Source organism: Selenomonas sp. oral taxon 126 (genome assembly GCF_001683335.1).
GTDB lineage: Bacteria > Bacillota > Negativicutes > Selenomonadales > Selenomonadaceae > Centipeda.
In genome coordinates this window covers 247,175-268,800 of record NZ_CP016201.1, presented here as the reverse complement: position 1 = coordinate 268,800, position 21,626 = coordinate 247,175, and the positions used below count along the sequence as shown (strand labels likewise).

The 21,626-nt window shown below is 58.9% G+C and carries 21 protein-coding genes; 19 read left to right on the top strand and 2 right to left on the bottom strand.

Annotated features, from left to right (window positions below; all coding sequences use genetic code 11):
- From AXF19_RS01135 to AXF19_RS01045, 19 genes are all read left to right on the top strand, one after another.
- Positions 1–838 (top strand): transposase (locus AXF19_RS01135; protein WP_066843926.1); only part of this gene is annotated, 838 nt, incomplete at its 5' end.
- A 63-nt stretch (positions 839–901) separates the two neighbouring features.
- Complete coding sequence (ilvB, locus tag AXF19_RS01130) at positions 902–2,566, top strand: biosynthetic-type acetolactate synthase large subunit (RefSeq protein WP_066843925.1); 1,665 nt, start codon at positions 902–904, stop codon at positions 2,564–2,566.
- Positions 2,544–2,972, top strand: coding sequence for a competence type IV pilus major pilin ComGC (locus AXF19_RS01125; RefSeq protein ID WP_066843922.1), 429 nt, complete (start codon positions 2,544–2,546; stop codon positions 2,970–2,972). The genes ilvB and AXF19_RS01125 overlap by 23 nt, the downstream gene beginning before the upstream one ends.
- Positions 2,973–2,993: 21 nt before the next feature.
- Positions 2,994–3,566, top strand: coding sequence for a prepilin peptidase (locus tag AXF19_RS01120; RefSeq protein WP_066843920.1), 573 nt, complete (start codon positions 2,994–2,996; stop codon positions 3,564–3,566).
- An 11-nt stretch (positions 3,567–3,577) separates the two neighbouring features.
- Positions 3,578–4,081, top strand: a complete 504-nt coding sequence (locus AXF19_RS01115) for a prepilin-type N-terminal cleavage/methylation domain-containing protein (RefSeq protein WP_066843917.1) — start codon at positions 3,578–3,580, stop codon at positions 4,079–4,081.
- Positions 4,062–4,457, top strand: coding sequence for a hypothetical protein (locus AXF19_RS01110; protein WP_066843914.1), 396 nt, complete (start codon positions 4,062–4,064; stop codon positions 4,455–4,457). Before AXF19_RS01115 ends, AXF19_RS01110 begins: the two co-directional genes overlap by 20 nt.
- Before the next feature lie 31 nt (positions 4,458–4,488).
- Positions 4,489–4,950 carry a prepilin-type cleavage/methylation protein gene (locus AXF19_RS01105; RefSeq protein ID WP_237141723.1) on the top strand — a complete coding sequence of 154 codons (462 nt, stop codon included), beginning with the start codon at positions 4,489–4,491 and terminating at the stop codon, positions 4,948–4,950.
- On the top strand, positions 4,940–5,416 hold the full coding sequence (locus AXF19_RS01100) for a hypothetical protein (protein WP_066843907.1): 477 nt from the start codon (positions 4,940–4,942) through the stop codon (positions 5,414–5,416). Before AXF19_RS01105 ends, AXF19_RS01100 begins: the two co-directional genes overlap by 11 nt.
- Entirely contained in the window at positions 5,394–6,578 is a 1,185-nt protein-coding gene (locus tag AXF19_RS01095) for a PilN domain-containing protein (protein WP_066843904.1), read from the top strand. The genes AXF19_RS01100 and AXF19_RS01095 overlap by 23 nt, the downstream gene beginning before the upstream one ends.
- 44 nt (positions 6,579–6,622) lie before the next feature.
- On the top strand, positions 6,623–7,129 hold the full coding sequence (gene pilO / locus AXF19_RS01090; protein WP_237141641.1) for a type 4a pilus biogenesis protein PilO: 507 nt from the start codon (positions 6,623–6,625) through the stop codon (positions 7,127–7,129).
- A 104-nt stretch (positions 7,130–7,233) separates the two neighbouring features.
- Complete coding sequence (aroC, locus tag AXF19_RS01085; protein WP_066843901.1) at positions 7,234–8,403, top strand: chorismate synthase; 1,170 nt, start codon at positions 7,234–7,236, stop codon at positions 8,401–8,403.
- Entirely contained in the window at positions 8,400–8,921 is a 522-nt protein-coding gene (locus tag AXF19_RS01080) for a shikimate kinase (RefSeq protein ID WP_066843898.1), read from the top strand. The genes aroC and AXF19_RS01080 overlap by 4 nt, the downstream gene beginning before the upstream one ends.
- Position 8,922: 1 nt before the next feature.
- The gene (gene aroB / locus AXF19_RS01075; protein ID WP_066843894.1) at positions 8,923–10,011 is read left to right on the top strand and encodes a 3-dehydroquinate synthase; all 1,089 of its coding nucleotides are present in this window, start codon (positions 8,923–8,925) and stop codon (positions 10,009–10,011) included.
- Between the two features lie 56 nt (positions 10,012–10,067).
- On the top strand, positions 10,068–11,873 hold the full coding sequence (locus AXF19_RS01070; protein ID WP_066843888.1) for a GGDEF domain-containing protein: 1,806 nt from the start codon (positions 10,068–10,070) through the stop codon (positions 11,871–11,873).
- 115 nt (positions 11,874–11,988) lie between these two features.
- Positions 11,989–12,330 carry a 50S ribosomal protein L19 gene (rplS, locus tag AXF19_RS01065; RefSeq protein WP_066843885.1) on the top strand — a complete coding sequence of 114 codons (342 nt, stop codon included), beginning with the start codon at positions 11,989–11,991 and terminating at the stop codon, positions 12,328–12,330.
- A gap of 72 nt (positions 12,331–12,402) precedes the next feature.
- Positions 12,403–12,930 carry a signal peptidase I gene (gene lepB, locus AXF19_RS01060; protein WP_066843882.1) on the top strand — a complete coding sequence of 176 codons (528 nt, stop codon included), beginning with the start codon at positions 12,403–12,405 and terminating at the stop codon, positions 12,928–12,930.
- Positions 12,931–12,942: 12 nt separating this feature from the next.
- A complete protein-coding gene (locus AXF19_RS01055; RefSeq protein ID WP_066843879.1) occupies positions 12,943–13,695 on the top strand; it encodes an exodeoxyribonuclease III in 753 nt (250 codons plus the stop codon).
- A 19-nt stretch (positions 13,696–13,714) separates the two neighbouring features.
- On the top strand, positions 13,715–15,340 hold the full coding sequence (locus AXF19_RS01050; RefSeq protein WP_066843876.1) for a peptide chain release factor 3: 1,626 nt from the start codon (positions 13,715–13,717) through the stop codon (positions 15,338–15,340).
- A 350-nt stretch (positions 15,341–15,690) separates the two neighbouring features.
- Positions 15,691–19,575 (top strand): autotransporter subunit beta, encoded by a 3,885-nt coding sequence (locus AXF19_RS01045; RefSeq protein ID WP_237141640.1) that lies wholly within the window; start codon positions 15,691–15,693, stop codon positions 19,573–19,575.
- Positions 19,576–20,019: 444 nt separating this feature from the next.
- Here AXF19_RS01045 and AXF19_RS01040 read toward each other — a convergent pair whose 3' ends face one another.
- Complete coding sequence (locus tag AXF19_RS01040; protein WP_066843874.1) at positions 20,020–21,021, bottom strand: alpha/beta hydrolase; 1,002 nt, start codon at positions 21,019–21,021, stop codon at positions 20,020–20,022.
- Between the two features lie 155 nt (positions 21,022–21,176).
- A partial coding sequence (locus AXF19_RS01035) for a hypothetical protein (protein ID WP_237141639.1) occupies positions 21,177–21,626 on the bottom strand: 450 nt, incomplete at its 5' end.

The window sequence follows — 21,626 nt, the reverse complement described above, 5'->3', positions numbered from 1 at the left end:
GGGAAAGGCATATGCGGCAGAGGAGAGGCTGGAGATTGTGACGCTTGAGGGGACGTTCCTGTCGCAGATCAAGAACGATGTTTCGTTCCTGCTGGCGGGGCGCTATCTCATTTTTCTCGAGCATCAGAGCACGCCGAATGAGAATATGCCCCTGCGCTGCCTCTACTATGTCTGTGAGCAGCTGCGCAAGACGATTGATTCGAAGCAGATTTATATGAATCAGAGAATTACGTTGCCGGTGCCTGAGTTTCATGTGTTCTACACGGGCGGGGTGAATACGCCGGAAGAATACGAGATGAAACTTTCGGATGCATATGCGGAGGCGAGCAATGCGGTCAACCTCGAGCTAAAGGTGTGCGTGCATAACGTCGCCTATGATGAGGCAAAACTTCTGCTTGGCAGGAGCGCCGCAATGCGTGACTATGCGATGTTTATCCAATATGTGAAGGTGAATATGGCGCGTGGAATGGAGCGGGAAGCCGCCATTCGTGAAGCTGTTCGGTATTGTATTGAACACGATGTGATGAAAGATTTCTTGATAGAGCATGAGCGTGAGGTGATTGACATGGTGGCTTTTGAATGGAATCAGAAACTTTTTGAAGAGGCAAAATTTGAGGAGGGGCTTGAGCGCGGACGAGAGCAAGGTCTTGAGCAAGGTCTTGAGCGCGGACGAGAGCAAGGTCTTGAGCAGGGGCTCGAGCGCGGACTTGAACAGGGACGCATGTCTGCCGTCCTTGGAATGCTGAAGGAAAAGCTGCCGCTCGAAATGATTTCGCGTGTGTCGGAGATGTCGGTCGAAAAAATTCGTGAGATTGGACGCATGCACAGCTTGCTCTAATTCGTTGGCTTATGGTATAATATGAGTGCAACTGTGTAGCAAACTAGAGGAGAGTGCGCACATATGAGAGGTGCGGAGGCGGTCTTGGCGTGTCTGCGTGAGCAGGGTGTGGATACCTTGTTCGGCTACCCCGGCGGGATGATCCTGCCTCTTTATGATGCGCTCTATGCACAGGACGCGATCCGGCAGATTCTCGTGACACACGAGCAGAATGCCGCGCATGCAGCGGACGGCTATGCGCGTGCAACGGGGCGCGTCGGTGTCTGCATCGCAACGTCTGGACCGGGCGCGACGAATCTTGTGACGGGTCTTGCGACGGCGTATATGGACTCGATTCCCGTGGTTGCAATCACGGGTCAGGTTGACATTGCCATGCTCGGACGCGACGCCTTTCAGGAGACGGACATCCTCGACGTGACGATGCCTGTGACAAAGCACAACTATAAGATCAAGAATGTTGCTGATCTCGTGCCGACGATCCGTCAGGCGTTCGACCTTGCACGCAGCGGGCGGCCGGGTCCCGTGCTCATCGATGTGCCGCGCAATCTCTTTTTCGAGGAGGTTTCCTATACCGCGCAGGAGCCGCAGATACGTACACCGGGGAAGCCCGACGCGGACTTTATCATCTGTGCAGCGGAGGCGGCGGCGGAGATCGTAGTCGCAGAACGCCCCCTCGTGATCGTGGGCGGCGGTGTGATCTCGGCGGGCACCTCGGCAGAGGTGACGGCGTTCATCGAAAAATACCATCTGCCTGTCGTGCATACGCTCATGGGCATGGGAGCGGTGCCGAGCACGCATCCGCAGATGCTCGGCTTCGCGGGGATGCACGGGGAAAAGGCTGCGAACTACGCCATTGGCGCCGCCGATCTCGTCATTGCCATCGGCAGCCGCTTTGCCGACCGCCAGACGGGCAATCTCAGCAAGTATACGGCGAATCGCAAGTTCATCCACATCGACATCGACCCTGCTGAGATCGACAAGAACGTCGGCAGCAGCCTCGGTCTTGCGGGCGATATGCGGACAATTCTGAAGCTGCTCATGCGTCAGGCACCGAAGGGGGATCTCTCCGCTTGGTGGGAGCAGATCCGCGCGTGGCAGGAGGAATATGACTACGACTACCATGTCGGTCGCCTGACCGTGCCGTGGGCACTGCATCAGGTCGCGCAGAATACGCGTGGCAAGGCATACGCCTATGCGACGGATGTGGGGCAGCACCAGATGTGGGCGGCGCTCCATCTGCGCGTCGAGGAGCCGCGGACGTGGCTGACCTCGGGTGGTCTCGGTACGATGGGCTACGGACTGCCCGCCGCAATGGGCGCGCAGCTCGCGTGGGGTGACAGCCGCCGCGTGATCCACATCGCGGGTGACGGCGGTATCAAGATGACGGGCAACGAGTATTACACAATCGCGCGTCTGGGTCTCCCTGTTCTCTCAATCATTGTCAACAACTGCGGGCTCGGCATGATCCGTCAGTTGCAGAAGGTGCTCTATGACGAGCGCTACATCGCATGCGAGCTCGATTATGAGATGGACTACGTGAAATACGTGGAGAGCTTTGGCATCAAGGCAGTGCGCGTCTCTACGCAGGAGGAGTTTGCGGCGGCGCTGAAAAATGCGCTCGAGGACGCTGCGCACCCGCGTGTCATCGTGATGGATGTGTGGCGCAGTTTCGTGGAGCCGATGACGAAGGGCGGTGCGCGCATCGATGAGTTTGTGGATTTCAAGTAGACGGCGCAGTTCTCTGCGCCCGCTTGTGCGGTGTCAGCGCGGCTTTTCGTTGCTCTCGACGCTGCTCGCTGTGATGATCCTCGCGGTGATCCTGTCGATTGCCGTGCCGCGCTTCACATCTGCCATTGTGACGGCGAATACGGTGAAGGTGCAGGCGGATCTCACGACACTCGATACGGCGATCGTGCTCTATCAGACGGCGAAGGGGCGGAACCCGAAAAACATCAAGGATCTGGCAGAGTATGTGACAGATCTGGATAATCTCAAGCCTCCTTCGGGCAAGGTGCGGATTGGAGATAAAGAGGAATCCATGGAGAACAAGTCCTATGCGATAGAGGACAAGGGAAAAGGCTTGCGCGCGACATGCGATGGAAAAACCGCAGAGGAGTTTCGTGCGAAGGAGTAAGCGCAGAACGGAGGCGGGGATATGCAGGAGGAGGCACAGGCGCTTTTTCCTGCGCGCAATGCCCTTGTGCCGCTCACTGCTCTTTGGCTGCTCGCCCTCGTCGGCATTTTCGCTCTCGTCGGCATAACGCTGCGCAGCCTCTGCGGTGTCATCTTTGCGGCGGTGCTCCTCTGGCTTTCCTTCCTCGATCTCAGGGACGGCATGCTCTATGATGTGATTACCCTGCCGTTTGGGGCAGCGGGGCTCGTACTTTCTCTGATGGGGGCTTTGACGCCTGTCGGGAATGCACTCATTGGCGGGACGCTTTGCGGCGTCTTATTTTATTGCCTGTATATTGCCGCGCGCGGTGGTCTTGGCGGCGGCGATGTAAAACTTGCTGCGGCACTCGGCATCTGGCTCGGCTGGGAGGCGGCTCTGATCGCCGTCTGGATCGCCTTTATCCTCGGCGGCATTGCGGCAATCCTCCTCCTTGTGACGGGGCGAAAAAAGCGCCGCGACGGGATTCCCTTTGGCCCCTTCCTTGCGGTCGGCGGCTATGTCGCCTTTGTCGCGGGCGCGCAGCTCTGGCAGCTCTATTGGGGGATCGCTCGGTGAGGTGCGCCGGCATGCGGGGCATCATGCTCCTGGAGCTCCTCGTTGTCCTCTCTATTCTCGGCATTGTGTGCGCGGCGGCGCTTCCTGCGGCACGCACGTTTTATGCCCGTGCTGCGGTGGAATACGAGGCAATGCATCTCATTGCCGAAATTCGGCGCGTGCAGGCTCTCAGCCGTGTGACAGCGATGGAGCTCTATATGCTTGAGGGCAGGCGCTCTTGGAAACGCGATCCGCGTCTTGAAATTTACACCGACGGCTATGCGCTGCATCGCCCGTTTGATGGAACTGTTCGTGTGCATGAGCCGCTGCCGCTCGTGCGATTCGAGCAGGAGACGGCGCATGGAAAGCGCGTGGCGTTTGACCGCAACGGCGACATTGCGTGGGAGTGGAGCCGCAATATGAAGATTCGGGTCTATGCTGTGGGCTATGAGCAGGATGCGCTCCGCGTTGTGATTGACCAGGCGGCGCGAATCCGCCTGCACCGAGGAGCAACGAATGTCGACGAGGAGGAATAGGGCGGAGGCAGGCTGGATTCTCATCGAGACCGTTGTGCTCGGGATCATTGTGCTCGCTACTGCAGCTGCACTCGCCCTCTTTGCGCGGACAGCATTGCTGGAGGAGCGTGCTGCCGAACGCATGGAGGCAGCGTTCGCCGCACGCGCGCAGCTCTCGATGATGGAGGCGGAGCTGGATCAGGGAATACCGCCGCTGTCCGGGCAGACAGAGGTTAGCTCGAATGATCGGGTCTATCAGGTCGAGACATCTGTTGTGCATCAGCATGAGTTCTACGATGTGCATCTGCGGATTTCATGGGAGCATTTGGGGCATGAGGAGCAGGCGGACTTTGTGCGGAGGATGAGGCATCATGGTTCAGCGGTGCACAGTCCCTGAGAGGTGCGCGGACGCACGGGGCTTTCTGTTGATGGAGTATGCTGTCAGCATGTCGATCTGCCTGCTTTTGCTGAGCTTCCTTGCATTTGCACTCGTGTGGTCATGGCGCAGCTATCAGGACGAGGTTGCGGATGCGGAGCTGCGGCAGGAGATGCAGATGGCAGCTGCGCGCATTGTGGAGTCGGCGCTGCTCTCCGATCGCATCGGACAGCGGCAGCGGGGCATTTTTGAAATGCGCCAGAGGACATGGGATCACGAGCCCTTGGATCGCTACTGGCTCACGAAAGGCCGTCTGGTGCACAATGCGGTGACATCTCCCATTACAGGCTCGTTTGGCGGGGCGGGCGTCCATATCGAGGCGTTCTCCGTACGCGAGGATGCGCAGCGCCCGCATCTCTATCACATCGAGATGAGGGGCGTGAGTGTGGTGACGGGGCGAAGCTATAGCCTCGCAACCTCTGTCTACCTGCGGGAGGATATGAGTGGCAAATAGGGATGAACGCGGCACAATCTCTGCCGTCGGGCTCGCTGTACTGACGGTAATTCTTCTGCTTGGGCTGGCCGCTGCTGCATTCATGCGCGGCGGTGCCAATGTGGCGGTGGAATATGAGCGGGAAATGCAGCTGCGCCTTGCCGCCGAGAGCGCGGTGGAGACGGCTGCGGCAAAACTTGAGCAGAATCCCAAAGCATATGGAGATCCCCCTGCGCGGAATCAGCGGAAGAAGATCACGGAGGAGATCGCGAAGGAAAACGTTCCTGTGGGAGCGGATATTGAGCTTCACATCTTCCTCGAGGGACCCGATGCCAGAGAGCCGAAGGACGTGCTGAAGGTTACAGCGGCTGCCATCGATCAGCGTAAGGAGAACCTCCCCGACGGAGAGAAGTGGGAGCGGGCAAAGATCGTTCGTGCACAGATGGAGAAGAAGGGTGAGCATTATGTCTGGCGGCGCTGGTTTTAATCTGCCCTGGCGCACGCGCGAGGCGGTCGGCATCTATCCCGCGCATGAGGGGCTTGCACTCGTGCGTCTGGGCTCTGCGGACGGCGACGGTCGTGCGTGGATGGTGACGGAGTCACGGATGACGGAGACACCCTGCTCAACGCCTTTGGATGCTGCGGTGCTCGCCTCCGCTGTCTGTGCCGCGCTGCAGAATGCGGGATGGGAGAAGCTGCCGCTGGCGCTCGCACTCCCCGCCTTTGAAGCGGAGACGGAGGAGCGCACGCTGCCCGTGCTGATCACAGGTGGCGAGCTGCGGGAGGCACTGCTCTGGGATCTGCGTGCAGAGGTGGATGAGATGGGCAAAGAGCTGTCCGATGATGTGCGGCTCCTGTGTATGCCCCTGCAGGAGACGATGCCGCAGCGCTACTGGACGGCGCGCATGGAAGGTGCACGCATCGGAGCGTATTTCTCTGCATTTTCCGCATTGGGGCTTGCGCTGCGCCTGATTACAGTCTGCCCGCCGGAGGACAACCTTCTTGTAGCGGAGATCGAGGCGGCGCGCGATCCGCGTATGCCCTGGGAGGATGAGGGCGCGGGGGATGCGTATGTGCCCGCCGTCTATGCGGGGCTGCTCGTGCGTGCAGGAAAAATGGAGAATCTGTACTGGGCAGCCGAGCGTATTCGCCTGGAGCGGCTGCGCCCCTATGCCGCCGTACTGATTGCCGCAGTTGCAGCGGCCGTCTTTCTCGCCAATGTGGCGGCGGATCTTGCCTCCTGCGCGGCGGCGCGTCAGGCGCGCGATCACGCGGTGGAGGAGCTTGTGCTCAGAGCATCGGAGCGCAGGCAGATGGAGGAATTTGCCGCATTGCGTGCCGATGTGGCGGAGCGGGAGCGGATATTGACGGCGTTTATGGAAGGTGCGTCGCCCGTGCGTGCCCTCCTTGTCCACCTTGGCACGATCACAGCGGACGGCGTGCGGTTGACGAGCGTGCGGGCAGAGCACCATGAGATCAGCATTGAGGGGGAAGCCGTGAACTATGCGGCGCTTGCAGCCTTTATGAGCGAAATGGAGGAGGATCCCTTCTTCTCGGCAATGCTGACCGTTGAACAGGCGGGGGAGGAGCGTGCTGCGCCCGAGGCTCCTGCGCACATTCGATTTACGCTGCGGAGTGATTGGCTGTGAGGATCGTGGAGCGCTTTTCAGAGCGCGAGCGCACCCGGATCGCATTGATCTGGGGCCTGGGGCTGTTTCTCCTCTATACGCTTGTGATTGCCCCCTTTTTTGCAGCGCAGCGCACGGCTGCGGAGGCGGAGCGTGCAGCTGCAGAGGCGTTTCTCGCACGCGTGGAGCTCCACGAGCGGACGCTGATCGCGGAGCCGCAGACGGAGCAGAAGCTGCGCGCGCGGCAGGCGTTTCTCCTGCACGCCCTGCCCGATGAGGAGGAACAGGGCTCGTTCATCCGCACGGTGGAGAGGCTCGCGCGGCAGAACAATGTTGTGCTTGCGCACTTTGCACCGCAGCCTCCCGTACACATGGAGGAGATCGTCGTTCGGTCGATCGAGATCAAAATGCGCGGCAGCTACTTCGATCTGCTTTCATTTTTGCATGCCGTGCAGGAGGCGGAGCCCGGCATTCGTTTCGGTGATTTTTCCGTCACGGCAGATGGGGATGCGTTGGATATTGCCGTCCGCATGGAGACTGCCACGAGTGTGATGAAGAAGAAGCAGGAGTGAGTGTGACACGTCTAATAAATGAAAAAATTTTGCAGGAAAACAAGAGGCTGTATCGAATTTACTTAAGATGGGATAATGACTTTTATTTATTGTGGGGGATTTGAATGGGGCAGCTGCGTTTTGTCACAAGCGGCGAATCGCACGGTGCGGCGCTGACGGCGATTCTCGACGGGATGCCGGCAGGGCTGCGCGTGACGCGCGAGGCGATTGATGTGCAGCTTGCGCGCCGCCAGCAGGGCTACGGACGCGGTGACCGCATGAAGATCGAGACGGATCGCGCCCTCGTGCTCTCGGGGCTGCGTTTCGGGGAGACGCTTGGATCGCCGATCACGCTGCAGGTTGTGAACCGTGATTTTGCGAACTGGACGGAGCGCATGGATGCCTTTGGTGCGCCCGCAGGGCCGAAGGTGACAGCCGTTCGTCCGGGGCATGCAGATCTCTCTGGTGTGCTCAAATACGACCGTCAGGACGCGCGCGACATTCTCGAGCGCTCGAGTGCGCGTGAGACGACGATGCGCGTTGCCGTCGGTGCCGTCTGCCGTCAGCTCCTTGCGGCGCTTGGCGTAACGGTCGCCTCGCATGTGACGGAGATCGGCGGCGTGATGGTCGACAGCGCGAGAGTCCGTGTGGAGGACATCGGCGTGACGAACAGCGGCGATCTGAATGTGTGCGACCCGCAGGCGGAGGAGCGTATGAAGGCGCGCATCGACAAGGCGCAGGCGGCGGGCGATACGCTCGGTGGCGTCTTCGAGGTCGTTGTGCGCGGACTGCCCGCGGGTCTCGGTTCGCATACGCAGTGGGATCGACGCCTTGATGGGCAGCTTGCGGGTGCGGTCATGTCCATTCAGGCGATCAAGGGCGTGGAGATCGGCGCGGGCTTTGCATGTGCGCATCTGCCCGGCAGCGAGATCCACGATGAGCTCTATATGGGGGCGGACGGACGACCCTGCCGCAGGACGAATCGTGCGGGCGGTATCGAGGGCGGCATGACGAACGGGGAGACTCTCATTGTGCGTGCGGCGATGAAGCCCATCCCGACGCTGATGACGCCGCTGAAGACGGTCGACCTTGCAACGGGCAGGGAGGTCTCGGCGAGCAAGGAGCGCAGCGACACCTGCGCCGTGTCTGCTGCCTCCGTGGTCGGCGAGGCGATGGTCTCCTACGTCCTCGCGGATGCCATCTGTACGCAGTTCCATGCGGACTCCATGAGCGATCTCAAGTCCTCACTCGCCGCCTATCGTGCGCGCCTCGAAAGGGTATGGGAGCGCGCATGAAGAACGTCGTACTGATCGGCTTTATGGGCACGGGAAAGACGAGCGTGGGGCGTCTTCTCGCCTCGCGCTTGGGCTGCGCATTTCACGATCTCGACCACAAGATCGAGGAGCGCTGCGGCATGTCCATCCCTGCGATGTTTCGCGAACATGGCGAGCCGTACTTCCGTGCGCGCGAAAAGGAAGCCGTGCGCGCGGCTGCGGGGCGTACGAATCTCGTCATTGCAACGGGCGGCGGTACGGTCAAGGATGCGGAGAATGTCGCCATGCTCCAGCGCAGCGGAATCCTCGTCGCGCTGACTGCCGATGTCGATACGATCCTTCAGCGGACAGCCGCACGCGGTACGCGCCCCGTGCTCGATCATGCGGATGCGGGCGATCGCCGCGCCGCCGTCACGAAGCTGCTCGAGGTGCGCCGCCCCCTCTACGAGGATGCGGACATCACAGTCGACACGGGAGGCCGCTCGCCACTCGAGGTGGCAGAGCACATCATGCAGGCGCTGCGGATATGGAGAAAATGATATGATACGCAGAGTGGCAGTCGAGCTTGGGGAGCGCAGCTATCCCATTGTGATCGGGAATTCCGTTGACGATGAAATGACTGCATTCGTGCGTCAGGCGGGGTACTCCGCACGCGGCATGATCGTCACGGATACAAATGTCGGAGCGCTCCATGCCGGACGGATTGCAGTAGCGCTCGAACGTGCCGGGCTGCATGCAGAGATTGCAGTGATTCCTGCGGGAGAGTCCTCGAAGAGTCTCACACAGGCAGATCGCCTCTTCACGCGCGCGATTGAGCTGGGGCTTGACCGCCGATCGCCGATCATTGCGCTCGGCGGCGGTGTGGTCGGCGACCTCGCCGGCTTTGTCGCAGCGACCTATATGCGCGGCGTGCCATTTATACAGCTGCCGACGAGCCTTCTCGCACAGGTGGACTCGAGTGTCGGCGGCAAGGTCGCCGTCAACCATCCGCTCGGCAAGAATCTCATCGGGGCGTTCTATCAGCCCGATGCGGTCTTTATGGATCTCGATCTGCTCGTGACGCTGCCTGCGCGCGAGATTACGACGGGACTCGGCGAGATCATCAAATACGGCATCATCTGTGATGCCGATTTCTTTGCGTGGCTCGAGGAGCACTCTGCACAGGTACTTGCGCTCGAACCCGCCGCAGCGGCGCACATGATCGCGCGCTCGTGTGAGATCAAGGCGGACGTCGTGCGGCAGGATGAGCGCGAGGGCGGGCTCAGGCGCATCCTGAACTTCGGGCATACGATTGCGCACGCGATCGAGAAGGAGACGGGCTATGTGCGCTATCGCCACGGCGAGGCAGTTGCGATCGGCATGATCGGCGCGGCGAAAATCAGCGAGGCGATGGGACTGCTCCCTACTGCTGACCGCCAGCGCATAGAGCAGCTAATCTGCGCGATGGGGCTGCCGCAGAGAGCTGAGGGCGTGACGGCGAATGCGATGTACGAGGATCTCTTTCACGACAAGAAGACGGTCGGCGGGCGCATTCACTGGGTAGTCGCCGAGGGTATCGGAACGGTTGTCGTACGCGATGATGTTCCCGAGGAGACTGTGCGCAAAATATTATTGGGACTTTCTTCCTAAATACCTTAAGTATACTTCATTTTTCAACGAATAATTTTGAGAGGAGGTGGCGGAAGATGAATCGGAGATATTGCCTGTTTGTGCAGGTCTTTTTGCTTGCGCTGCTTCTGTTCACGGGGCATATCGCTTCCGCTGAGACCTCCGAACTGTCATGGGAGTATTGGGAGACAGATTCGCCGGAGTTCAGCGTCAAGGGAGCGAAGACCGTCCCCGCATTTCCAAAGGATGAGGGACGCTGGCGCCGGTTCAATCCGCAGTTTGGTGTCGCTGTGCCGGAGGGAACGCACCATGTCTGGATTCGCGTCTACATTCCACCGGATACGGGCGTGGATGAGAGCCTCTTTTTCTCCACGACCGATCAGTCGGTGCAGATCTTTCTGGATGGTGTCTCTATCTATCGCTACGGCGATCTTGGGCAGCATAGTTTCCCCGCGCATTCCTATGGGCGCAAGTGGCATCTTGTCGATCTTCCTGCGTGGGCGGTCGGGCGTCAACTCTATTTTCAGGTTCATTCGGACAATATCTGGGTGCTCGGACAGTTTGACCGCGTCCGACTGGATCGAGCCGCACATCAGATCGAGGACGTCTTTCTCTATGACTTCCCGTATGTGAGCGGCATTACGGCGCTCCTCATCTTCATCCTGCTGCTTGGTGTCTACTTCTTTACGGAGAAGGAGCTCCGGGATGTCTATCTGCGTCTGATTGTCGTCCTCGTGGTCTTCTTCGTCTGGATGATCAGCTCGTCGAGTCTCATACTTCTCTGGCTCGACTGGCCTGTGTTCTGGTGGACTCTCGAGCTCATCTCATCCTATCTCATGCCGCTGTCGGCAAATCTGCTGATCTACCGCATCATCGACGATGACTACAAGAAGCGCATTCTGTTGGTCTCCCTCGTATATGGACTCATTCTTGGCATTGGCATCGTGCTTGAAGTGCTGGGGCTGAACGGTCTCTATCTCATGCGCTTCTTCTTCTATATTGCGCTCGCTGTCTGCGGTCTGCTGACAGGCTATTGGCTCTTCGTATGCCATCGGCGCGGCAACAAGCGCTGTCGGCCGCTCCTTGTGGCATTTGGCACGCTCTCGGCGCTTGCGGTTCTCGACGGGCTGTCGTTCCAGTACCGTGTATTCCCGTGGCATACGTACTTTGTTCCCTTTGGTATCTATACGATTGGCTTCTTCATCGTCCAGCTGATCCTGGAGCGCGCCGCACATGAGCGCTATCTTGCAGAGCTCTCGGCGAGCCTCGAAAACGAGGTCAACGTCGTGACCAGACAGATGGAGGTCGATCCACTCACGGGCGCATTCAATCGCAATAAATTCCCTACTGCGACGCGCGACTTCATGCGCATCTCTCTTGAAATCAAGGAACCGTTCGCACTCATCATGTTCGATATCGACCACTTTAAGAACATCAATGACACATACGGACATGATGTCGGCGACGTGGTGCTCGTGGGCTTTGCACAGACGATCAGCGCCTTCCTCGATCGACGTCACATCCTCATCCGCTGGGGCGGAGAGGAGTTTATCCTGCTCTGTCTTCACTACGACGGCGCGCAGGCACTTGCATTCGCCAATACGATTCGTGAGGCGGTCTCCGAGGCACACATCCATCCATCGGATCAGGTGACGTGCAGCGGCGGTGTCGCCATCTGGTACGGCACGGCGGAGGATACGGCGGATCATATGGTGAAGCGCGCGGACACGGCGCTTTATCAGTCGAAGGAGAACGGGCGCAACCGCATCACCTGCGAGCCTGACTGGCAGGAGCATATGCCGCCGCGCCGTCCGCGTCAAAAGGGGGATCCCTGCCCGACGGAGTATCCCGAGGAAAATATGAAGGGAATATGGAGCCTCTGAGAAAATTTTTCTTGCGTCAACGCCCATCTTGTGCTATAGTCACTGGGTATGTGTGTGGATGGTCCGCTGGGCGGCATGAGCCGGCTATGAACGTCCGAGCGAAGGAGGAAAATATATGAATATCATCGAGATCCTTGAGAAGGAGCAGCTCCGCTCCGACATCCCCGCATTTGCACCGGGCGATACGGTTCGCGTCCATGCGCGCATCGTTGAGGGCACGCGCGAGCGCATTCAGGTGTTCGAGGGCGTTGTCATTGCGCGTCAGGGTTCGGGTGTGCGTGAGACCTTCACTGTGCGCCGCATTGCGTCGGGGGTCGGCGTCGAGCGACTCTTCCCCGTGCACTCTCCGCGTATTGCAAAGATCGAGGTGACGCGCCGTGGCATCGTCCGCCGTGCGAAGCTCTACTATTTGCGCGGACTTACGGGCAAGGCGGCTCGCATTCGGGAAAAGCGCTAATCTGGCATGGATGGGGACTGCTGCGGCAGTCCCTATTTTTTCCTGTTTTTTCTCGTTTGAGAGGAGGATTTTATGGAAAAGGAAACGTCGACTGCGGCGGAGATCAAGGACTGGATTGTATCCATTGTCGTTGCCGTCGCGCTCGCCATGTTCATCCGTACGTTTATCGTGGAGCTCTACGTCGTCGACGGTCCGTCGATGCGCCCGACGCTTGAGTCGGAGGAGCGCCTCGTCGTCAATAAATTTATCTATCGCTTCCGCGTGCCGGAGAAGGGCGAAGTGCTCGTCTTCCAGTACCCACGTGATCCGAGCCGCGACTTCATCAAACGTGTGATTGCAACGCCCGGAGATACGATTGAGATCCACGAGGGGCGCGTGTTCGTCAACGACCAGCTGCTCACCGAGGACTACATCCTCGAGAAGACGCGCAGCGAGTACCCGAAGTCGACCGTGCCCGAGGGACGCATCTTCGTCATGGGCGATAACCGCAACAACTCCGAGGACAGCCGCTTTGCTGATGTCGGCTTCGTGCCGTACGACCTCATCAAGGGCAAGGCAGTCCTCGTGTTCTGGCCGATCTCTCAGTATAAGACGCTCTGACGGAGGAACGCAATGCGCTTTGTATCATGGAACGTCAACGGGCTGCGTGCCGCACTCAAAAAGGGCTTTATGGAGTCCTTCAAGGAGCTGGATGCCGACGCATTCTGCCTGCAGGAGACGAAGATGCAGGAGGGGCAGGCGATCCTCGATCTGCCCGGCTACGAGCAGTATTTCTACAGTGCGGAGAAAAAGGGTTACTCCGGCACGGCGATCTTTACGCGCGTGAAGCCGCTCTCGGTCAGCTATGGCATCGGAACGCCGGAGCACGACAACGAGGGGCGCGTCATCACAATGGAGTTCGAGGATGTCTACCTCGTCACCGTCTACACGCCGAACTCGAAGAACGGTCTCCTGCGTCTCGACTACCGCATGGTCTGGGAGGATGCCTTCCGCGCGTTTCTGCTCGATCTGCGTGCAAAGAAGCCTGTCGTCGTCTGCGGCGACCTCAACGTCGCGCATACGGAGATTGACCTCAAGAACCCGAAGAGCAACCGGCGCAACGCGGGCTTTACGGACGAGGAGCGCGGCAAGTTCACGGAGCTGCTCGCAGCGGGCTTTGTCGATACCTTCCGCGCCCTCTATCCCGATCTGACGGGGGCGTACACGTGGTGGTCGTATCTGCGCCATGCGCGCGAGACGAATGCGGGGTGGCGCATTGACTACTTCCTCGTCTCCGAGGAGCTGCGTGACCGCATCGCGGCGGCGGAGATCCATGCGGACGTATTCGGGAGCGACCACTGCCCCGTATCATTGACCTTGAAATAAAATGAAGTAAGGGAGATTCATGGCAACATTAAAGGAAGAACTCGCACGCGAAATCGAAAAGCGCCGCACATTCGCCATCATCTCACATCCGGACGCGGGCAAGACCACGCTCACGGAGAAGCTGCTGCTCTACGGGGGCGCCATCCATCTCGCCGGCTCGATCAAGTCACGCAAGACGCAGCGTCACGCCGTTTCCGACTGGATGGAGATCGAGAAGCAGCGCGGCATCTCCGTCACCTCGTCCGTCCTCCAATTTGACTACGACGGCTATCGTATCAACATCCTCGATACCCCCGGGCATCAGGATTTCAGCGAGGATACCTACCGCACGCTGATGGCGGTGGACAGCGCCGTCATGATCATCGACGCGGCAAAGGGCGTGGAGGCGCAGACGCGCAAGCTGTTCCGTGTCTGCCGTCAGCGCGGCATTCCCATCTTCACCTTCGTCAACAAGCTCGACCGCTTCGGCAAGGCGCCGCTCGACCTGATGGACGAGCTGGAAAACGTGCTCGGCATCCGCTCCTATCCGATGAACTGGCCGATTGGGACGGACGGCACCTATCGCGGCGTCTATGACCGCGAGAAGAATCGTATCGAGCTGTTCGCCGAGGATGTAACGCACGGACAGGAGACACGCGTCTCCGAGGTGTTTGAGATGGAGGATCCCGCGTGGGTGGAGCGCGTCGGCGAAGATGTCGCCGCTGCGCTCCACGACGACATCGAGCTGCTGCGCGACGCGGGTGAGGAGTTCGACCGTGCAGCGGTGGATGCGGGCGAGCTGACGCCGATGTTCTTCGGCTCGGCAATGACGAACTTCGGCGTGCAGAACTTCCTCGAGGAGTACATCCGCCTCGCGCCGACACCCGCACCGCGCATCTCCTCGGACGGTGTGATCGAACCCGACGATGAGAAATTCTCGGGGTTCGTCTTCAAGATACAGGCAAATATGAACCCCGCGCACCGTGACCGCCTTGCGTTCATCCGTATTTCCTCGGGAAAGTTCGACCGCAATATGAGCGTCTGGCACGCGCCCTCGGGCAAGCTCATCAAGCTCGCGCAGCCGCAGCAGTTCCTCGCACAGGATCGCCAGATCATTGACACGGCGTATCCCGGCGACATCGTGGGACTCTTCGACCCCGGTGTGTTCGGTATCGGGGACACGCTCTGCGACCCCTCGCATAAATTCAAATTCGAGGATTTCCCCGTATTCCCGCCCGAGCGCTTTGCTCGCGTCGCGGCAAAGGACACGATGAAGCGCAAGCAGTTCGTCAAGGGCATCGAGCAACTGACGCAGGAGGGCGCAATTCAGCTCTTCGAGCAGGTCGGCGCGGGACTCGACAGCTACATTGTCGGCACGGTCGGCACGCTCCAGTTCGAGGTGCTCGAGTACCGCCTCAAGAATGAGTACAACACGGAGATCACGATGCAGATGCAGCCGTTCGAGACGGCGCGCTGGCTCGCGTTCCCCGACGGGCGCACGATCACGCCCGCCGATCTGCGCGGTGCGGATCGCGGCATGTTCGTCCACGACAGGAACGGCAACCCCGTCCTCCTCGTCAATAACGAGTGGGCGCTTGGCTGGATTCGCGAGAACAACCCCGACCTTCAGCTCGGGCAGGTACCGTTCGACCGCAGAGAGGCATAGCTGAAAATAAGGAACAGGACATCTCGTTTTGACGACGGGATGTCCTGCTTTTTGAAATAATATTTCTTTTTTATGGAAAATATGGTAGTATTGTCCTAAAATGTAAGAATCACTGTTAAGGAAGCCCTGATAAATTCAGCGCCGCCATCTTGACGCATCTTTTTTGCCCGCACTATGCCCGCGATCCTCCACATAGCTTTGGCTATGCGTCCGGTTTGCCTCCTTGTTCGGACGAAAAAATCTACGCCAATCTGACGGCCTTCATTTTATCAGCGATTCCTTAAGTAATTTAGGAGGATGGTTTGTTGTTCAAGGGGAACAAATCTAAAAAAATGGCATTTTTTGCCGCGATGACATTAGTCGGCGGCGCGTTTGCACCGTATACTTATGCAGCAGATGTGACAATCAATCCCTCACATCCGCCGGTCAAGAATGTACCGAGCCCGCTCACAACAGGGGCTGCGGGCGACGTTGGAGCGGACGGCGCAGATGCGTCGGGGAATACACTCACCATCCAGGACTATGATTATGAGTACAACGCCGTCTATGGCGGTGCTGCGCTCGGTACAGGAAATGCGGAACGAAATACACTGACGATTATGAACTCCAAAGTCCTGGTGGGGTATGGCGGTGCTGCACAGAACGGCGGCAACGCAAACCACAACAAGCTCGTATTTCGTTCGGGCGAGGTCGGTGCAACGATGGCGGGCGGACTTGTCAACAGCGAGACGGGTAGTGCAGAGGGAAATTCTGTCACGGTTCACAGTGGTACGACATCGCATATCTACGGCGGATATTCCAAAAAGGCAAAGGCACGCGGGAACGTTCACAAGAATGAGGTTGTTGTCAACGGGGGAACGATTGACGGCAAGATCAAGGGCGGTGTCATCGACGAAGTCAAATCGACGGGCAACGTGACGGAAAATACGGTTACGATCAACGGCGGAACGGTCAAGGACGCGGTCTATGGCGGCGCAATTGAAAAAAGCAATTCCACGGGTACGGCAGCGGGGAATCGCGTCACGATCAACGGTGGAATCGTTCAAAAGGACATCATCGGCGGCTTTGTGCGCGGCAAAGGAACGCTGACGGGGAATATTGTCACCATTGCGGGCGGCGAGATCGCGGGCGAGGTATATGCTGCGTTTTCCGACAACAGCAGGAGCGTGCTGACGAATAATGTAGTCAATCTCGGCGACGGGAAACGTGCTCTGCCGGTGAATATTTCCAAGTTTGTCTGGGTGGCGCGTGGAAGATACGGTGCGGCCTCGTCGGGCAACACGCTCAACGTCAAGACACGTGCAGAGGCGGACTCTGTCATTGGCTTTGAGAAACTCAATTTCTATTTCAATGGAGCCCTTCAGCCGAAACTCACACTGCGTAAGTCGATGGATTTGAAGATAGCGAGTTTGAATGACATTGGGGTCTATGGATCACCGCAGATGAAGTCAGGGACGCTGATTGAGAAGGAACGCGGCAAAATCAAAATCAAGGACGGCGTAACGTCCGCAACAATAACAGGCGATACAGCAGAGATGACGCTTCGTCTGGACAGCACGGAGAAGAACCTTGACTATACGCGGTTGATCTTCAAGGGCGCGACAGTCGCTGAATCCGAAGGAACGGACACATGGGGCGGACGCTCGCGCATCGGCAACACGACGACGGAGAACGAGATCGCGGTCGATGGCGGCAGTCATACGAATGTGTATGGCGGTTGGACGACGGGCACGGGATCGACAGCAACGGCAGAGCGGCAGGGGAACAGCATTCGCAACCATGTCACTGTGCGCGGAACCGCAGCTGTGTCGGGGACGGTCTACGGCGGCTTTACGGATGCCGCAAGCGGCGCGGCGACGGGCAACACGGTCACGATCGAGAGTGCAATCAGCGGCGCGGTCATTGGCGGTCAGTCGGTAGGGGATGCCACGGGCAACAAGGTGTTCATTCATCAGAATGCAGGTGCAGTTACGGGCGGCATTTCCACGGGTGCGTCGGCATCGAACAATGAGGTACATCTCGGCGGCGCTGCCATCTCCGGCGATGTTGTCGGCGGAGATGGTGCGACTACGAACGCCAACACAGTCAACCTCGAAGGTGCGACCGTAAACGGTACGATCACGGGCGGTACGGCTGCAAATGGCACGGGCAATGTGCTGAACGTCAAGGGAACGAATACCGCCGCGAACATTGCGGGCTTCCAGACGGTGACGTTCGACGCGAGCAATGCGGCGGCAGGTGCGACCATGCTGCACCTAAATGGCGCTACGGCGACGACACTGAACAAGGACGCGATCGACGCGACAGGCAGCACGGTGAGCGGCGGTGTTACCCTGCTTTACAATGCAAACGGGATCAACCTCACGGGGTATACGGGCGGCGTATTGAGGTCTGTGACGGATGCGACAACGGAGCAGAATATTGCGGTCGTTCGAGGTTTGAACAATCGGATTACGAGTCTCACGTACGAGGGCTATCGGTTCGCGGGTGTGACAACGCCGATCAACGGCGGCGCAGACGTATACGGCGGCATCTCACGGGCGGGCAACTCCACGCATGACAATGCCATCACCGTGACGGGCACGCACGCGAATGTCTACGGCGGCTATACCGGCGGCGCGGGCACGACGGCGGCGGATCAGAGGAACAGCTATCGGAACGCGGTCACTGTGAACGGCGCTGCTCAGATTTCCGGAACGGTTTACGGCGGTTTTACGGATGTACCGGGCGGCGCGGCGACGGGCAATACGGTCACAATTGACAATGCGCGTGCGGGTGCCGTGATCGGCGGCAAAGCTGGCGCCGAGGCATCGGGCAACACGGTCAATCTTGTCAACGCAGTGGTTCGCTCTGTTATCGGCGGACATGGTGCAGTCACGAACAACAACCGCATCAACCTCCGCAATGCCACTGTTGCGGGTACGGTCACGGGTGGCACGGCGGCAAACGGTACGGGCAATACGCTCGCCGTTTCCTACGGCACTGCGACAACGCAGATCGGTGACTTTGACCGCATCCAGAAAATTCATTTCGATCTTGAGACAGCCCCCACACGTGGTGCCCATACCCTGCTGAAACTCACGAGTGTCGGCGGAGAAAAAAATCTCTCGGGGATGAACATTGGCTTTCACCGCGACGGTGCATCTCAGAAACTCGAGCCCGGCGATAAGATCACACTCATCGAGAATACGGATGGCGGCGTTGTGCTCGGTGACAATGTGACGGTGCAGGGCACGGATGGAGCTTCGCGTGAGTACACCTTTGACATTGTATCGGAGGGGAACACGCTCATTGCGACGGTTGCAAAGGCGAAGATTTCCACACAGAGTAAGTCGTTCGTCGAGACACGTACGGGCGCAAGCGCATTCCTGAACGACGGCGCGGACTTCCTCGCAGGTACGGGCACGGATGCGGCGCAGAAGGAGGCGGCTGCTGCGGCGGCAACGCCGGGCGCAGTTCCCTTCGGACTCTGGGCAGGCGTGGGTGGTGGCGCGCTCCGCCACAAGACGGGCTCCTACGTCGATATGAAGGGCTGGAATCTCGGCGTCGGCTGGGCGCGTGAGAATGCGGTGAAGGAAGGCACGCTGACCTTTGGTCCGTTCATCGAATACGGGCGCGGCAGCTATGACTCCTACCTCGACGACGGCACGCACGGCAGCGGCAAGACGAGCTACATCGGCGCGGGCGTTATGGCGAAACTCGAGACGAAGGCGAACAATTGGATCGACGGTGCGCTGCGCGTCGGCCGGACGAGGAGCGACTACACGGGTCTTGCGAGCTACGACACGACAAGTACCTACTACGCGATGCACGTCAGCGTCGGCAAGGACTTCCACGTGAAGTCCGGCGATACGGTCAGCGCCTATGTGCGCTATGCGTACGCGCATACGGCGGGCACGAGCGCACATCTCAGCTCGGGCGAAACCTATGACTTCGACGCGGTCAACTCGCATCGTCTGCGCATCGGCACGCGCTACACCCACGGCGCGACGGCGCTGAGCCAACTCTACGCAGGGCTTGCATGGGAGTACGAGTTCGATGGCGACGCACATGCGACCTCACAGGGCGACAGTGCGCCGAGCCCCTCGCTGAAGGGCGGCAGCGCACTCCTCGAGCTTGGCTATCGCTTCGCACCGAAGGCGGACAGCCGCGTCAGCTACGATCTGAACCTGAGCGGATGGCAGGGCAAGCGCCAGGGAATCACGGGCGGCGTCTCCGTCAAGTGGGCGTTCTGACGATACAAAGCCTCCCCCGTGCGACACGGAGGCTACTGAAAAACGAAGAGAACCTCTCTCAACAAGAAGTCGACAGCAATGTCGGCTTTTTGTTTGTTCCCGTTTCCTGTATAATAGACGTATCCAACAGGTACGGAGGTTTCCCATGTTAAAAGAATACACACAAATCTCATTGAATGAAACTTTTGCGTGATAACCTTTGTACGTGAGCATGGCTTTTGCCTCCTTAGGGAAGCACTGATAAATTCAGCACCGCCATCTTGACGCATCTTTTTTGCCCGCTTTTTGTCGGCAAATCCTCCACATAGCTTTTGCTATGCGTCCGGTTTGCCTCCTCAATCGGACGAAAAAATCTACGCCAATCTGACGGACTTCATTTTATCAGCGATTCCTTAGAGTTCTCCGATTCATTATGTTGTCTTTGCGAGATGGGGAAAACTTTTCTCACCTCGGCATATGCTGATCTACAAAGCTCTGCATCTCCTCAAGCGAGGCGAAGCTCTCGGCGAGTTCGGGCAGGACGAGCGCGAAGTCATGCGGCATCTCGGGGTAGACCGTGAACGTCACAGGCGTGCCATCTGCCTGCGCCTTTTTCGCAAGCAGCTCGTCCTCCGTCAGGAAGAGTTCGTAGCCGCCTGTCTGGATCAGCATGGGCGGGAGATTGCTGAGAACGGCGTGAATCGGTGAGAGACGCGGATCGTCGAGCGGGAGGCTGCCCGCGTACGGCGGTGTAAAGTGTATGACCGCCCCGAGCGGCGTTCCCTTGCCGAGCGCCTTGTCCTTGTCGAAATTCCACGTGCGAGACGTACCCGCCTTATGCTCAAAGTCCGCCCACGGCGAGGCGAGGATGAGCACAGCGGGCTGAGGGATACTCTCGTCCCTCAGATGGATGGCAAGCTCGACCGCGAGATTGCCACCCGCCGAATCCCCAAAGAGGATGATGTCCTCGGGTGCGATTCCGCGCGCAAGGAGTCCCTGATAGACCGCCGCCGCATCTTCGAGTGCTGCGGGATAGACGTATGGGGGCGAAAGGCGGTACTCCACGCAGTAGACCTCTGCCGCATCCGTGTACTCTGCCTGACGCACGGCAAGCACGCGGTAGAGATCCGTCAGACCGCCCATATAGCCGCCGCCGTGCAGCTGCAAAAAGACACGGCGGGACTTTGGATTTGGAGGAGCGAGACGTTCGACGGGCACATCTCCAATGATGAACTTCTCATACGTCCAACCCGCAGGCGCTGTGAACTCCTCTGCCTTTGCATTTTCGGACGGGTAGAAGAGAGCATCCATCTGCTCCCTGATATAGTCCTGCTTCGCCTCGCCCGTGAGCACAATGCCGCGCACCTCGGCAGGGGCGGCAGCATGATTGCCAAAGGAACACTGCGGCAGCACGGCAAGCCCGAAGGCAAGCAGTGCACCGCCGATATAGCGCTTCCAATTTTTCATAGCATCCTCCGTTGACAGGCTTTCTTTTCTTCACTGCTACATAATATAACCCTTGAAGATGACTCCAAGTCAATACCTCTTTGAAAGATTTGCCAATAAAATATCCCATGACATTGTTTGTGTATCGTGTCATGGGATCATCAATAGTGCAAACGCTATTTCCTGTCTGCCTCAAAGGCGTCATCTGCCCATGTGAGCAGCGCGTCCTCAATGGTCGCCTCGTGCTCGTTCAAGGTCTGCCCCTCGGATGTGATGTGGAGGCTGTGCCCGTCCACGTAGGCGAGGACGATGTTGTAGGCGGGATCCGTCACTGTCTCTGCGCGTGCGCCGTAGTCGTTCTCGGTAGCGAGGTCACGCTCTGCGATGAGTGCGTGGAGACTTGTCTCAAGTTCGGGTGTCCATGGAATGTAGCGCTCGCAGATGTCCTGATTGCGTCCGTCTGCGTACGCCTTGCCGACGAACTCGCCGAGGCAGGGGATGAAGCTGTTCGGATCAATTCCCCTTGCCGCAAGTGCCTCCGATGAGAGTGCGTTCCTAGCGGGCGCGTCGACGAGCCAGATCATGCGCATGAGCGTACCGTCTGCGACGGGATGGCGGAACTCCAT